At 55.8% G+C, this 14,623-nt stretch carries 12 protein-coding genes; 3 read left to right on the top strand and 9 right to left on the bottom strand.

Translation table 11 applies throughout. The features are described 5' to 3' along the window. Positions 1–2: 2 nt before the first annotated feature. From M9924_03880 to M9924_03870, 3 genes are all read right to left on the bottom strand, one after another. The gene (locus tag M9924_03880) at positions 3–938 is read right to left on the bottom strand and encodes a tripartite tricarboxylate transporter substrate binding protein (protein ID MCO5063537.1); all 936 of its coding nucleotides are present in this window, start codon (positions 936–938) and stop codon (positions 3–5) included. 222 nt (positions 939–1,160) lie between these two features. Next, on the bottom strand, positions 1,161–1,949 hold the full coding sequence (locus M9924_03875; GenBank protein ID MCO5063536.1) for an SDR family oxidoreductase: 789 nt from the start codon (positions 1,947–1,949) through the stop codon (positions 1,161–1,163). A 73-nt stretch (positions 1,950–2,022) separates the two neighbouring features. Next, entirely contained in the window at positions 2,023–3,003 is a 981-nt protein-coding gene (locus M9924_03870; protein MCO5063535.1) for a tripartite tricarboxylate transporter substrate binding protein, read from the bottom strand. Positions 3,004–3,238: 235 nt separating this feature from the next. Between M9924_03870 and M9924_03865 the strand changes: the two genes are divergently transcribed. Both M9924_03865 and M9924_03860 read left to right on the top strand, forming a co-directional pair. After that, entirely contained in the window at positions 3,239–4,861 is a 1,623-nt protein-coding gene (locus tag M9924_03865; protein ID MCO5063534.1) for a GMC family oxidoreductase N-terminal domain-containing protein, read from the top strand. A 90-nt stretch (positions 4,862–4,951) separates the two neighbouring features. After that, on the top strand, positions 4,952–5,881 hold the full coding sequence (locus M9924_03860) for a fumarylacetoacetate hydrolase family protein (GenBank protein MCO5063533.1): 930 nt from the start codon (positions 4,952–4,954) through the stop codon (positions 5,879–5,881). A 55-nt stretch (positions 5,882–5,936) separates the two neighbouring features. Here M9924_03860 and M9924_03855 read toward each other — a convergent pair whose 3' ends face one another. The 5 genes from M9924_03855 to M9924_03835 all read right to left on the bottom strand — a co-directional run bounded on the left by M9924_03855 (position 5,937) and on the right by M9924_03835 (position 11,291). Further along, positions 5,937–6,788: an NAD(P)-dependent oxidoreductase gene (locus M9924_03855; GenBank protein ID MCO5063532.1), complete on the bottom strand. Its 852-nt coding sequence runs from the start codon at positions 6,786–6,788 to the stop codon at positions 5,937–5,939. A gap of 46 nt (positions 6,789–6,834) precedes the next feature. Beyond that, a complete protein-coding gene (locus M9924_03850) occupies positions 6,835–8,340 on the bottom strand; it encodes a tripartite tricarboxylate transporter permease (protein ID MCO5063531.1) in 1,506 nt (501 codons plus the stop codon). Next, positions 8,340–8,897, bottom strand: coding sequence for a tripartite tricarboxylate transporter TctB family protein (locus tag M9924_03845; protein ID MCO5063530.1), 558 nt, complete (start codon positions 8,895–8,897; stop codon positions 8,340–8,342). The genes M9924_03850 and M9924_03845 overlap by 1 nt, the downstream gene beginning before the upstream one ends. A 379-nt stretch (positions 8,898–9,276) precedes the next feature. Continuing rightward, complete coding sequence (locus M9924_03840; GenBank protein MCO5063529.1) at positions 9,277–10,746, bottom strand: aldehyde dehydrogenase family protein; 1,470 nt, start codon at positions 10,744–10,746, stop codon at positions 9,277–9,279. A 32-nt stretch (positions 10,747–10,778) separates the two neighbouring features. After that, positions 10,779–11,291, bottom strand: coding sequence for a hypothetical protein (locus M9924_03835; GenBank protein MCO5063528.1), 513 nt, complete (start codon positions 11,289–11,291; stop codon positions 10,779–10,781). 304 nt (positions 11,292–11,595) lie between these two features. Between M9924_03835 and M9924_03830 the strand changes: the two genes are divergently transcribed. Further along, positions 11,596–12,984: an MFS transporter gene (locus M9924_03830; protein MCO5063527.1), complete on the top strand. Its 1,389-nt coding sequence runs from the start codon at positions 11,596–11,598 to the stop codon at positions 12,982–12,984. A gap of 52 nt (positions 12,985–13,036) precedes the next feature. On the opposite strand, the gene M9924_03825 is transcribed toward M9924_03830, so the two are convergent. After that, positions 13,037–14,395, bottom strand: coding sequence for an MmgE/PrpD family protein (locus M9924_03825; protein ID MCO5063526.1), 1,359 nt, complete (start codon positions 14,393–14,395; stop codon positions 13,037–13,039). Positions 14,396–14,623 lie beyond the last annotated feature (228 nt).

Below are 14,623 nucleotides of genomic sequence, written 5' to 3'. Positions count from 1 at the left end.
GGTCAGTTGGCGGTCAGGCCGATCTTCTTTGCGATGTCGACATATTGGATCAGGTCCGTATGGACGGTATTGGTGAAATCCTCTGCCGTGCTTGCCGGTTGCGGTTCGAGACCTTGGTCTTTGAGGGCCTTCTGGACCTCCTCGCTCTTGACCACCTCCTGCATTGAATCGACGAGCTTTTTCTTCACGTCCTCCGGTATCCCGGACGGAGCAAACATGCCGTACCATGCCTTGTAGTCATATCCAGGCACCCCGGCTTCGTCGATCGTGACAACGTCAGGCATCGACGAAAGACGGTCTTTGCTGCTGACTGCCAAGACCCTGATCTTTCCCGAATCGACAAGCGCCTGAGTTCCTGCGATCCCCGGATAAGAAATATCCACCTCGCCACTCGCAAGGGCGACGACGGCTTCCGCCCCACCCTTGTACGGCACGTGATTGATATCGACACCAGCCATGGACTTGAAGACTTCACCTGCGAGGTGACCGGCGGATCCGACGCCTGACGATCCATAGCTCAGTTTGCCGGGATCTGATTTGGCAAGCGCCACCAACTCCTTGACGTCCTTGGCCGGCAGGTCTGCTTTTACAGCAAGCAGGACAGGGCTGGTGGCCACAAGCTTGATGGCAGAAAGGTCCTTTTCAAGGTCAAACGGCACGTCGTCGCGCATCTTTATTGCGAGGATCGAGCTCGTGACAAACAGCAAAGTGTAGCCGTCTGGCGCTGCCGTGGCGACGTTGCCGGCCGCTATGGACTGAGATGCGCCCGGTTGGTTCTCAACCACTACGGGCTGGCCCCATATCTTCGAAAGTTCCTTGGCGACGAGACGTGTCGTGAAGTCGCCACCACCGCCAGGCGTCGATCCGGAAATAATCGTTACGGGCTTTTCAGGATACCCCTCTGCGAATGCTTGATTGCTGACGAATGCAGTCACCATGGCGGCGACGGCTAGTGACCAAAGCCTATTCCTTCTAGTCATGGCTAATCCTCCCATTTGCTACACATGACACCGCTGGCCCGCCATCTCTGGGAAGCCAACTCATGAAAGCTTATATAGACCGCAGCACGTTCCATATAGAAGAACGACGGTCCAAAAATACGGTAGTGGTGCCGATCCAAGCTGTCAACCATTATCGGTGACCGCGAAAGCGGGCGCATCTTACATGTACGCACCGCCAGCCACGATCAGACAGTCGCCCGTGATGTAGGCGGACTCGTCGGAAGTGAGATAGAGGACCGCGTCGGCGATATCTTGAGGCGTGCCCTTGCGCCCAAGAGGCGTACTTTCACCTCCACGACCAGGTTTGCCGAGGTCGGCGCCTTCGGCCGGATACCATTCAGGGTTCAGGCGCTCCGTATCAATGAGGCCCGGCGCAACCATGTTCGCACGGATGCCGTAGGGGCCGAGTTCAAGAGCCAGGGAACGCACGAGACCCCGCAGGCCGGTTTTGGATGCTCCGACTGCGGCGCGGTTGGTCCCGGCCGTTAGGCTGGACATCCCGCCCAAGGCGACGATGTTACCAGTTCTGCGTTCCATCATGGACGGTGCAAGGGCCCTGGCCAGATAGAAAGTTGCGTACATGTTTACGGCCATGACCTGGTGCCACTCCTCGTCGGAAACTTCCCAGAAGGGCCTGTTCGGCCGAATGCCGGCAACGCTTGCCAGTATGTCGATCTTTCCGAAGTGACTGAGTCCCTCGGCCACCATGCGATTCACGTCAGCGGACTTACTTACATCTCCGAATACGGGCAGGGCGCGCACGCCGAATTCTTCGCATTCGGCTGCAACCCGCTTTAGCTCTTCACCGGATTTGTTGGCGACGAGAACCACATGCGCGCCTTCCCGGGCCAGCGTGTGAGCAATCGTCCTTCCAATATTCCGGCTCGCCCCAGAAACCATTGCCACTCTGTCTTTCAATCGCATAGATAATTGCCTCGTCTCATTCATGCTGGTTTTTCAGTAGGCTGTCCGCCTGCGAGCAGGCAGACGGACAATCTGTATCGACCGGTTGGCTGATCGGTCAGGGTTGAAGGCCAATTTCCTTGGCAAGCTCGACAGTTTGCTGCAGGTCCTCATGCAGCTTCGTCGCAAACTGCTCGGGCGTATAGTATGGCGAAGGTTCATAGCCCTGGTCAGCGAGCGCCTTTTTTATTTCAGGATTGTCGGAAACTTTGATGATCGTCTGATGCAATTGATCGCGAAGCTCTTTTGTCACTCCGCTTGGCGCGAACATTCCATGCCAGGAACCGTAGTCGAAACCTGGCAGGCCGGATTCGTCAACCGTTGGAACATCGGGCAACGCCGAAAGCCGCGTCTTGGTCGTGACGGCAATTGGCCTGATTTTGCCAGCTTCGATCATAGCCTCCGTTCCTCCGACCCCCGGCGTTCCGATGTCGATTTCGCCATTCGCCACGGCCACAATGGAATCCACCCCACTTTTGAAGGGGACATGCTGAAGCTGTATGCCCGCCATCTTGTTGAGCAATTCGCCGGCGAAGTGGCCCGGGCTGCCGACACCAGCGGTGCCATAGGTGATTTCGCCGGGTCGCGCTTTTGCTTGCTCGATCAAATCCTTGATATTCTTGATTGGGGAATTCGCGTTGACGATCAGCACGCCTGCGCTGGTTGTCAGCAATGCCAGCGGAGCTAGATCTTTTTCAATGTCGAACGTTAGATCGGTCCGCAAAGCGGCGCTAAGTATCGTGCTGGGCACAAGAAGCAGGGTGTAGCCATCGGGGGCCGATTTAGCCACATAGCCCGCGGCTATGGATTGCGCTGCACCTGGTTGATTTTCGACGACCACCGGTTGCCCCCAGGCTTCGGACAGCACCTTCGCCATCAGTCTTGAAATCAGGTCACCGCCACCGCCGGGACTGGAACCCGTCACAATGGTCACGGGATGATCGGGAAATCCCGCCGCCATTGCGCTCTTCCCCAGAAGTGGCAAGAGCGCGGTTGATGCGGTTAGGCTCAGAAACTGCCGACGTGTACTGTTGTGCATGATCTTCCTCCCTAGCGGCCGGATTCGGCCATGAATTGTCATGATCTCTGCAATGTAAAAACGCTGGCTAACAGCAACAGACCGCCACATGGCGACGCGCACACGCGTCACCAGATCAATCCTCCCAGTTTGTTCCTTTATATGGAACGACGGTCCAAAAAATACTTTACAGACTGGCGTTACATTGTCAATGTCGCGCTCCAACAAAGCGGCAGCACAGTTAGCGGAGCATTCGATGGCGCAAGCCGAGCAGTTTGATTATGTGGTGGTGGGTGCCGGCTCAGCCGGATGTGTTGTAGCTGCAAGGCTCAGTGAATCGGGCCTCAGCAGCGTCGCGTTGCTGGAGGCGGGCGGAGAAGACGACAACTTCTGGATTCGTCTTCCGGTAGGCTATAGCAAGCTCTACGACAGCCCAGAGTACAACTGGCTCTTCCAAAGTGAACCTGAGCCTGGGCTGCACGACGGACGGAGTTTCCAACCGCGCGGAAAGGTTCTGGGAGGCTGCGGATCCATCAATGGGAACGTATATCAGCGAGGTCTCACTGAGGATTTTGAATATTGGGCGCAGCTAGGCAACATTGGCTGGGGACCGGACGACGTCATACCGCATTTCAGGAAGGCTGAGGACAACGAGAAAGCGAAGCAAGATCCGCTCTATGGCTCGGATGGCCCACTGAAGGTTACAAACTTGAGGCGCGACCCGCTTTCGGACGCCTTCATTCAGGCTGCCGATGAAGCTGGATATCGCAAGAATGGCGGATTCAACGGCCGCAACCAGAACGGTTTCGGCTACAATCAGGTCACCATCGCCAAAGGTCGTCGCGTCAGCACTTCGTCCGCATATCTTCACCCGGCGAGACGACGCAGCAATCTAAATGTCCTCACGCGCACGACGGCGACCCGAATTCTGTTTGAAAACGGCGAGGCCAAGGGGATTGAATTCGTTCGCGACGGCATAACGAAGACAATACTTGCCCGTCGCGAAGTCGTGTTGTGCGGTGGCGTCTTCAACTCCCCCCAGCTTCTACAGGTTTCAGGTGTCGGGCCGGGCGAATTGCTGGCTCAGTGCAACGTACCGCTTGTCAGCCATTCACCCGGCGTCGGTGAAAACCTGCAGGATCACATCGGTGTAGGCATGACCTACCAATGCGCCAAGCCGGTCACAATCAATGATATCGTCAACAATCCATTTCGGCTCGCGCTGTCGATTGCAGAATATGCGCTCTTCCGCAGGGGTCTGCTGACATCGACGCCTGTCGCTGCGGCGGGCCTCATCTGTACCGATCCCTCGCATCATGAGCCTGACGTAAAGCTCCAACTACGCAACTGGAACCGGTCACACAGCGGACGGTCCAAGGAGCGCATGGGCCTCAGCCCGCTCTCCAGTTTCGGCGTCGCAGTGCATCTCATGCATCCGGAAAGCCGGGGCAGCGTGCGCATCAAGAGTGCATCTGCCGAAGTTCCCCCTGAAATACGCTTTAACTTCTTTCTGTCGGAGCGGGATCATCAGTCTGCGCTCATCGGTCAGCGCATCAACCGGCAGATCATGTCGATGCCCGCCATGCGGCCGTTCATCGTCAAAGAGCTCTCGCCTGGGCCGGACTGCAACAGCGATGATGAACTCGTTGAAAATTTCCGCAAGCGCGCGATTTCGGGTCATCACGCGACGGGAAGCTGCAAGATGGGAGTTGACGAATTGGCAGTCGTTGATCCGCGGCTGCGTGTCCGGGGAGTTGGGCGTTTGCGCGTCGTGGACGCTTCGATCATGCCTCGGCAGGTTGCAGCAAATACAAACGCGACAACCATCATGATCGGTGAAAAGGGCAGCGCGATGATCATGGAGGATGCCCGGCAATAGCATTCCTTGCGGGCAACAAGGGAGGTCTCAGCTTGCCCCACCTTGCCGCGTCGAATTCCCCATATTGACAAAATTCCAAGGGAGACAGTGATGAAATTGGTGCGTTTCCACCATTTGAAGAATGAGGCGATTGACCGGCGATTTCCACGTACAGGCGTGCTTCTTTCGGAAAACACGATCGCCGACCTGAGAGTAGGCTATGCTCGCTACCTCACGCAGGAACTGAGGGATGGCCAAGGCAGGGAGATAGCCGCGCTTCGAATTGCCGGCGACATTGTCAGCATGGTCGAATTGGGCAAGCCGGCCAGCGAAGCGATGGAGATATCGTTTCGCTATCTTACCGAATTGCTTGAAAAGAACCCGGAAGCAAAGGGGCCAGCCGGAGAGCCATTGTTCATGCGCCTTGCCGACTGCAAGCTGCACGCTCCTATTCGACCAAGCAAGGTCGTCGTAGTGGAAAGCGGTGTGGACACCGCTGCCAGGCCAAGACTGAGGATCAAAGCCAACAACACCATCAATAGCCCGTATAGAGATATCGTTCTTCCTGAGGGAGTTCACCGCATAGCATGTGAGACAAAGCTGGCCATAATCATGGGTAAGGGGGGATCCAACATTGCCGAGGAACAGGGCCTGGAAAAAGTCTTCGCATATATGGCTGCGAACGACATTTGCTCGGCTGATGGTGGAGATGCGGTCGATATGTACAATACCTTTCTACCGATTGGACCGATCGTCGTCACCCGGGATGAAATCGCGCGCCCGACTGAAGTCGGAATAAGAGTTAGCGTCAACGGCCAGACGAAGCGTGAAGGAAGTTTGACGAGCCCGCTATCGATTGCGCGGACCGTTTTCGAAGTCTCCAAGGTGATGAAACTGGAGGTCGGCGATGTGATTCTTACCGCGGTTCAGCCGCGTGAACGAGACGATCGAATTCTCCTGCAACTCGGCGACCAGATCGAGTGCTTCGTCGAGGGCATCGGTGAACTGCGTCACAAGGTCGGTAATGATCCGAAGAAGTGATCCGATTTGCCGTCACGCAGACGATCACCGGTCTTATCGATTTGATGGACCGATCTCATAGGTCGAGAGGTTCAAGCAGGCTTTTCATCTTTGGCTGGTCGATCGTCTTGATCAACTGGTCGACCAGGCCGTGAAGAGGCAGTGAAAGCCTCGCTTGCTGTGCGAGATCTAACGCCACGTCCATGTCTTTTTCCGCCCATTTGCCGGTAGCTCTGCCCCATCGCGCGAGAGGCGCGTTAGCTCCGCTCGAATAGCCCATCGCCTCAATCAGGCGCGGCACGTCGGCACCGAGTTGGCGTGCGAGGGTGAGCGCTTCATAATTCGCGCAAATGCAGGCCCACAGGAGCATGTTGTTTACGGACTTCGCGATTTGCCCGTGGCCCACACCGCCGACCAATATGATATGCTTGCTGAATGCCTCCAAGGCGGGCCTAGCACGGGCGAGCCATTTTTCCTCACCACCTGCCAGCACTGTGAGCGTGCCATTGTTCGCTCCTTCCTGCCCATGGACCACTGGGGTATCCAATATGCCGATCCCCCTTTCGAGCGCCCGCGCGGCCAGTTGCCTGCAAGTATCCGGCGCTGTCGAACTTGCAATGCAGATCACGGACCCTGAAGGCATGACTGAGATCAGCTCCGAGCCTACAGCCTCCACTTGAGCATCGTTCTGGACCATGACGATGGCCACATCGACATCTCGGCCAAGTTCCGCAATGGAAGCGCGACATTCGATTCCATCCTGCAACGCCTTTGCGGACGCTTCAGGGAAAACGTCATAGCCGAGGACTGCAGCTCCTTTGTTCTTCATATGCCGCGCCATCTGCAATCCCATGGCGCCAAGCCCGATCATTCCAACACGCATCAATTGGTTTCCTTGCAATCGGTAGGAGATCTGCTGATCGTCCAAAAACGGGTGAACGACATTGGCTCTGCGACATCGCGCTCGGGAGCCGTTATTCAGCTTCCGCGGCGGCGCGCTCTTTCTGTTTCCGGACCGCAGGGATCAGCATTGTTGCAATGATGATCGCGGTAAATACCAGAAACACTGCCGAGATCGGACGCTCCACGAACACAGCAAGATTTCCGCGTGAAATCACCATGGCGCGGCGAAAATTCTCTTCCACCATGGGACCAAGAACGACGCCGAGAATGAGCGGAGCCAGCCCGCAATCAAGCTTGACCAAAATGTAACCGAAGAGACCGAAAAGGGCTGCGAGAAACACGTCGAGTTGTCGATTGGCGAGCGTATAAATGCCGATACAGGAAAGGACCAGTATGCCCGGATAAAGCCACCGGTAGGGAACCTTGAGCATAGACACCCAAATTCCAATCAACGGCAGGTTGAGAACCACGAGCATCAGATTGCCAATCCACATGGATGCAATCAGCCCCCAGAACAGATCGGGTTGCTTCACCATCATTTCCGGGCCGGGGGTAATACCCTGAATCATCAAAGCGCCCAGCATCAGGGCCATTGTAGCGCCGCCCGGAATACCAAGCGTAAGCAGCGGAATGAACGATGTCTGCGCGGACGCATTGTTGGCGGCTTCCGGACCGGCGACGCCCTCAACCGCGCCTTTCCCAAAACGGGAAGGATCCCGACTTACCCGCTTTTCAACCATGTACGAAGTAAAGGATGATATGGTTGCGCCGGCACCTGGCAATATTCCAAAAAACGTTCCTATCGCTGTACCGCGCACAACCGGCATCACGGAGCGACGCAAGTCGTCGAGTGAGGGCATGAGGTTTTTGATCTTGCCTGCGAGAACATCGCGATGCTCCTCGCTTTCAAGGCTGGTTATGATCTCTACGAATGCGAACACCCCCATCGCAACGATAACGAAATCCAATCCATCCATGAGTCCGGGGAGGCCGAACGTGAAGCGCAAGGCGCCCGAATTCACGTCGGTGCCGATGAGACCGATCAGCACTCCGATAAAGATCATCCCCAACGCCTTGAGCACCGAACCGTGAACAAGGGCGGCAGCCAGGACCAAGCCCATGAGCATGAGTGAGAAATATTCCGCAGAGCCGAACTTCAATGCGACTTCAGTGAGCGGCGGCCCGACCAGCGCGATAAGCACGGTTCCAAATGTGCCGGCCGCGAAAGAAGCGAGCGCAGCGACAGCAAGTGCAGCTCCGGCACGGCCTTGTCTCGCCATCTGGTAGCCGTCAATGCAAGTGACGACTGATGAGGATTCACCGGGAAGATTGACGAGTATTGCAGTGGTCGAACCACCATAGGCGGCACCATAGTAGATGCCCGCCAGCATGATCAGCGAGCCATCAGCGGGCAGCCCATAAGTCAATGGCAGCAGTACCGCGATCGTCACAAGGGGACCAACGCCGGGCAGTACGCCAATGAACGTACCGAGCAAGACCCCGACGAAGCAATATATGAGATTCATCGCGCCAAACGCGACTGAGAATCCCAGAGCAAGATTGTTGAGAACTTCCATCAGAAAGGCCAGACCTTGAAGGGAATACCAAGGCCATAGACAAAAATGGCCAGCGGGATGATTGTAAGAACCACAATCATGAGCAGAGTTTCGAACACCGACCCTTCACGTTTTGCAAACCGGCTGACCACGATCAGTCCGACAATTGCGGCAACCAGACCCCACGATCGGATCAGAAGGCCAAACGTAACCACGCCGAGCAAGACCATCAGGAGCGGTCTTAGTGCGAAATCGGGAAGAGGTTCGGAAGAAGGCGGATCGAGATAGGCGCGGATTGCGAGAACTGCTCCGAAAGCGGTCAACAATATGCCCAGCGATACTGGAAAATATCCCGGTCCGGTTCGCGCCATCGTTCCGATCTGATAGCGCGAGGCTATGAGCGTGGCCCCAACACCGATCAGGATGAACAGCAGTCCCGCGATAAAATCCTTCGTAATCCGAGAGACCGGAGTTCGTGAGGCGTCAGCATTCCTATTCGATCCTTCCTGAATTCTGGAAGTCGACGGACCATCGATATAGGTCTGTGATTGCACCGACGATGTTTTGGAAGAGCTCATTGGCCTCGTCCTCCAGATATCGGGATTTCTTCTGACGGGAGGGCAATGGCGATCGAATTGAAGCGAATAACATCATTCGCTTCCACGCTTTTTCCAAGCATGGCCTCCACCCTGTCTTGTTGAGGCGCAGTTGCGACCTCTTTATCGCGGCGTCGAAACAATGTTCCGGCTAACCGCGTCCTCCAACCGTGTTCCGTATAGAAGAACAAAGGTCCATTTTCAGAATACTACCGTTGCGTGTACTCGTTGTCAAACTTTCAGCCAGCTTTTTGGGCAATGTTGATACGCCAATCCGCCGAAAGTTCCGATCCAGGTTTATCATCTAGAACTGATCGGCATGTCCGTAGCGCAATCAGGTTGCGTCGTGAACTACATGGGTTCATTCGTGTTCGTAGGTCGTCAGGGTCTGGATCTGCATATACTCCCTGATTCCCTCGATGCCGGACCTCCGGCCCATCCCGCTCTGTTTTATGCCGCCATAGGGAGCTCTGCGATTGACGCTTTGAGTGCCATGGGTATTCACGAAGACAGTTCCGGCCTCAATTCGTCTGGCGAGGCGGGCAGCCTTGTCGATGTCGCGGCTCCAGATAGAGCCACCTAGACCGAAGATGGTGGAGTTTGCCCGCGAAAGTGCTTCTTCAACGTCCTTATAGGGGATGACCGGAACGATCGGGCTGAATTGCTCTTCTGCGACAAGCGGGGCGCTATCATCCAGACCCGTAACGACAGTCGGGCGCATGAAGTGGCCTTCTGCAAACGAACTTTCGTCGTCGACGACACCGAGTTCGTGGACCGCGCCCCCCCTGTTGCGCGAATCCTCAACCAGACCTTTGGCCCTTTCAAGCGCGTGTCGTGTATGTAGAGGACCCATCACCACTGATGGATTTAGGCCATTTCCTACGATAACCCGGCCTGCAGCTTTCTTGAATGCGTCGACAAAATGATCGTGCATATCCTCCGGAACGTAGATGCGCTTGATCGCCATACATACCTGGCCAGCCATCCTGTAGACGATCGTTGTCATCCGCCTCATGGTGTCGTCGCTGATGTCCGCATCATCCAGTACGATCGCGGCATCGTTCCCACCCAGCTCCGCTGTTATAGCTTTGATGGTCTGAGCGGCATTTACAATTATCTTGCGCGCTGAAGGGATGCTCCCGGTGAAGCCAATCTTACCCACATCCGGGTGTTGCGTAAGGGTGTCGCCAATCTCCGATGGAAGACCGGTCACAATATTGAGCAATCCCGGCGGAAGTTCTTGCGCGATCAATTCCATCGTCTTTGTGAGCGCAAGTGGGCAACTTTCCGGAGGTTTTACCACCACGGAATTTCCGGCCAACAATGCAGGAATCACCTGCATGGAGGCCAGACCAACGGGACCGTTCCAAGGCACAATCGATACAACGACGCCAAACGGGATGTAGCCGATGAAGGTGCGACCATTGGGTGCCGCAAGTTCGCGCGCGCTATCCAGCTCTTCTGCAAGCTCAAGCGTCAGGCGCTGGCGCACCGCTACGCTGCGCAATTCTCCGGTCGCTTCAGCGAGGGTTTTACCGTTCTCACGAACGAATAGCTTTGCGCGCTCCTCGATTCCTTCATCGGCAGATGCGATTGCGCGGCCCAGGATGGCGGCCCTTTGGGAAAAAGTCATGCCAGACCAAGAATTCTGAGCCTTTTTGGCTGCCGTGATGGCATCTACAACGTGCTCTGGCGTGCCCCGAGCTATGGTTCCGACAAGCTCACTTGGCTTCGCAGGGTTGAACACCTCAATTCGGCGCGAAGAATTGACTCGCCTCCCGCCGATCAGCATGTCTGCACGAACGGGCGTGGTGTCATGTGATACGTCCATATCTTGGATCTCCCCTTCGTCTGTAGTCAAAGTCAGGCGCGAAGCGCCGTCAGCATTGCCGCGATGTAATCGTCCTCACTCGATACGACGAGCATGGGGGCGTACGGGCGCAGTGTCTTGAGGCTTGCCATCATCTGCGCATCACTGATATTGCCGGCTCCAAGCAGCAAACCGGTAATCATGACTCTGTTGCGCTGACATGCCTCAGCAATAAGCGGGACCGCGTCCGAATGGTTTCCGGCCGAAACGACGATCACGATCAGATTAGCGGTTGCGACCTCCTCGCCGATATCGCGACGCCCGCCATCGAGAGCAACAAGACTTGCTTCAATCGGAGTGCCGCGAGGCGTCTTGGGATCCCAGGCAACTGCTACGTCAACGAAGAACAAGGTATTCTTCCACCCGCTTCGCGCGAGCTGATTCACTGTGTTGCCGCTACGCTTGTCCAAAGCGATAACCTTGATCGCGCGCGGCAGTGAATTCGGAGCATCAATACGATAGGCCGCTTCCTCAGCAGTTGTTACCCTGGCCGATTCACTAATCATTCGCCTTCCTCCCTGCCCACCGTAACACGAAAGCCGAAGCGCTAAAGCCGGCTCCAACTATTGACGCGACCAGCGCAGCAACTGTATTAATTCCTTTATGCGGAACGATGTTCCTATAAACTATCACTGTGGCCAGCACATCGTCAACGCTTCAAGAGGACTTGTGCTGCCTGCCATCCAATGTAGTTCGCATATGGAAGGTCCTGCCTTTCAACATGCGAACCTCGATCTCAAATTCTGACGCATCATTTCGCGCTGGGCGTGGATAGGGCGCAATAGAGGACGCAGCATTGCAGGGGGGACGATGATACCCAGATCGTACGTCGTCGCGATGGTGATCGGTTGCGCCTACTTCATGCAGAATCTCGACACGTCCATCGTGACGACGGCTCTTCCCCAGATGGCAACATCAATGGGGGTTGCGCCGGTTGAACTCAGCATTGCGATCACAGCCTATCTGCTGAGCCTGGCGATCGCGATTCCGGTTAGCGGCTGGCTCGCAGACCGGTTTGGAGCGCGACTCGTTTTCCAAATTGCCATTGCGGTCTTTACGTTGAGTTCAGCCCTTTGCGGACTTAGCAGTACAGTCCTCGAACTGACCGCCGCGCGGGTCATGCAGGGCTTTGCGAGCGCCATGGTGGTTCCTGTCGGACGACTGGTCCTTCTTCGGAGCGTTAAGAAATCGGAGCTTGTCCGCGCAACCGCATTTCTAACGGTGCCTTCGCAGATCGGATCGATCGCAGGTCCGGTTCTCGGGGGTGCGATAACCACCTATGCGTCTTGGCATTGGGTCTTCTTCATGAACATTCCCGTGGGGATTCTCGGCATCGTATTGGCGACGATTTATATTGATGACTTTGGCGACGTGAAACGGCGCCCGTTCGACTGGCTGGGGTTCGCCCTCACGGCAATTTCGCTTGCGCTAATCATCTATTCCATCGAATTGCTCGGCCGAAGAAGCGACGCCATCTGGGCTCCGCTAGGACTGTTGACCTGTGGGCTCGCCTCAGGAATCCTTGCGATCCTGCATGCGAGAAGAACACCTCATCCCCTGCTGGATCTCTCGCTAATGAAGGTGCCAACCTTTGCATCTACAGTGACCGCCGGCTCTTTGTTTCGAGTTGGTTGGGGCGCGCTGCCGTTCCTGCTTCCTCTGCTGTTTCAGGTGGTATTCGGAATGGATGCCCTTGCATCCGGGCTGCTTGTATTCGCCAGTGCAGTGGGCTCGGTGTTGATCAGGATCGCGGGACCGATGATTATCAGAAGGCTCGGATTCCGCAGGCTGCTGGTTTGGAATGGCGCTCTGGCGGCTGTTACGATTCTGATGTGCGGCTTCTTTTCAGTGACGACGCCAACGATCGTCATCATTGTCGTCTTGTTCATCAGCGGGGTGTTTCAGGCGCTTCAGATTACCGCTCTCAACACGCTCGCCTATGCAGATGTTGAAGAATCTCAAATGAGTTCTGCGACAGCGATCGGGCAACTCACGCCGCAAATTGCGCGAGCTGTGGGCGTCGCCGCCTCAGCAGGATTGCTGCAACTCTCCCTGAATTGGAACGACCACAGCCGTCTCGAATCCAGCGATTTTCTTTTCACTTTCGCAACAATCGCGCTCATATCTGTGCTGGCAGCGCCACTCTTCGCCAAGCTTCCACGCGACGCGGGCTCCGAGATCAGCGGCCATCGATCTTAGAGACGAACCGGCGATCTGTTCAATCCCGAGCTTTCCGATCCAGAAACTTGATTCATGCACGAATGAGTGAAGCCAGATCAGCCATGTCGGTCAGGCGCTCCAGATCCTGCACCTTATCGATGATTTCTTCGACACGGCTTCGACCGACAACATCAGTTCCATAGCGCAAGATCTTATCGGCTACATCGGCAAAGCCATATGGCGTTTCGGGCATCCCCTTGAAGCCCGTTGCGTTTACAACATGGCGTTTGCCATTTTCGACGATGACAATCTCGGCATGAGGCCCTTCAGACGAGTAAGTCGCGGCGAATCGTCCATCTATGACGGTGGCCACCTTCTTCGCCATTTCGCGTACAGCCGGATCCCATAGCGTTTTCTCGTTGAGGGTATGTGGATTGGTTATGTCGCCAACGAGGGCTACAGCGACGATAAAGGGCATGCTGTACTGGGCGCCCATGATCGATGTCGGTTCCTGATTATCGTGCAGGTGTATCATCGAGCGGCTGCCGGACACCCGTATCTCTTCTATATTTTTTGGATCGATCGGGTTCTCGTCGAGGAAGCCAAGCAATGCCTGCACTACGGCTTGCTGAGTTCCATGACATGTGTAGGGCTTGATGAATATCTGCTTCTGCATGAGCCAGTCTTGCCCGATCCCTTCGATGATTTGACCGGGATTGTAGACCGTGGAAAATACCCGCAGATAGCCGTGGTCGCCCTCAAGAATCGTCGTCGGGCCAGTAAACCCTCGCGACGCAAGCAAAGCGCTTTCCAAGCCCATCTGGCCGGCCCGACCCAAGTGAAGCCGTTTGGTCATTGCGCCTTCAACCACGAATTCGAGAAGTCCGGCGCAGTGCGATCCCGCTATTCCCATCGCATTGGCGAGTATCAATTCGTCGAAATCGAGGAGCTTACCAACAGCAATTGCCGCACCGAACTGGCCGTTGGTGGCCGGCGTGTGATAGCCGCGCTCGTCCTCCACGGCCCGGGTAGCTGCCTGGGCAATACGGCATACAACTTCGTATCCGAGGACGAAGGACGTTAGAAAGCTCTTGCCATCCTTCCGATCACGCTCGGCGATTGCGAGAAGCGGGGGGAAAACATTGCCGCTTGGATGACCTCCTATTGGAGCGGCGTGCTCGGCCTCGAAAGCTCCGATCATCACACCGTTGACCAGAGCAGCGTGTGACGGGTTCGCGCGCCATGACCTGCCGAATACCGTGCATTGCTCTGAACTCCCTGCCTCCCGCGCCAATTCACCGACAATTGTCGCCCAAGGCTGATTGGCACCCACAAACCCACTCGCAAAGTTGTCCAGAACGAACACCTTTGCGTAATCAATAATCTCGGATGGCAAATCATCGAACCGCAATGAATGTGCAAATGCCGTCAAGTGTCGCGTTTCACGCATAACTTCCTCTCCCTGGATCACGAACCCCGCCGGCAATTACTCAGCGAAATGCGCCTTTGTTCTGTATAACGGAACAGCGGTCCATTTTCTACGTAGCATGGACCTGCACTGTCAATAGTCATAGCCGGTTGATTTCCTGCCGTGCCGCATTGCCGTCTTCCGTGCGGGTCAATCGACACGATTGGCACAACATCGATTGACAGTTTCCCAAGCCTGACAGTAGTCTCT

Source organism: Rhizobiaceae bacterium (assembly GCA_023953835.1).
In the GTDB taxonomy this organism is placed as follows: Bacteria; Pseudomonadota; Alphaproteobacteria; order Rhizobiales; family Rhizobiaceae; genus Mesorhizobium_G.
The sequence above is the reverse complement of the archived record's forward strand: the minus strand, read 5'-3'. Positions and strand labels throughout refer to the sequence as shown.

Coding starts and splice junctions, on each gene's coding strand:
- M9924_03825 (MCO5063526.1), bottom strand. CDS start 14,395: ATGCGTGAAACGCGACACTTGACGGCATTTGCACATTCATTGCGGTTC.
- M9924_03865 (MCO5063534.1), top strand. CDS start 3,239: ATGGCGCAAGCCGAGCAGTTTGATTATGTGGTGGTGGGTGCCGGCTCA.
- M9924_03835 (MCO5063528.1), bottom strand. CDS start 11,291: ATGATTAGTGAATCGGCCAGGGTAACAACTGCTGAGGAAGCGGCCTAT.
- M9924_03845 (MCO5063530.1), bottom strand. CDS start 8,897: ATGAGCTCTTCCAAAACATCGTCGGTGCAATCACAGACCTATATCGAT.
- M9924_03850 (MCO5063531.1), bottom strand. CDS start 8,340: ATGGAAGTTCTCAACAATCTTGCTCTGGGATTCTCAGTCGCGTTTGGC.
- M9924_03875 (MCO5063536.1), bottom strand. CDS start 1,949: ATGAATGAGACGAGGCAATTATCTATGCGATTGAAAGACAGAGTGGCA.
- M9924_03880 (MCO5063537.1), bottom strand. CDS start 938: ATGGTGACTGCATTCGTCAGCAATCAAGCATTCGCAGAGGGGTATCCT.
- M9924_03830 (MCO5063527.1), top strand. CDS start 11,596: ATGATACCCAGATCGTACGTCGTCGCGATGGTGATCGGTTGCGCCTAC.
- M9924_03860 (MCO5063533.1), top strand. CDS start 4,952: ATGAAATTGGTGCGTTTCCACCATTTGAAGAATGAGGCGATTGACCGG.
- M9924_03840 (MCO5063529.1), bottom strand. CDS start 10,746: ATGGACGTATCACATGACACCACGCCCGTTCGTGCAGACATGCTGATC.
- M9924_03870 (MCO5063535.1), bottom strand. CDS start 3,003: ATGCACAACAGTACACGTCGGCAGTTTCTGAGCCTAACCGCATCAACC.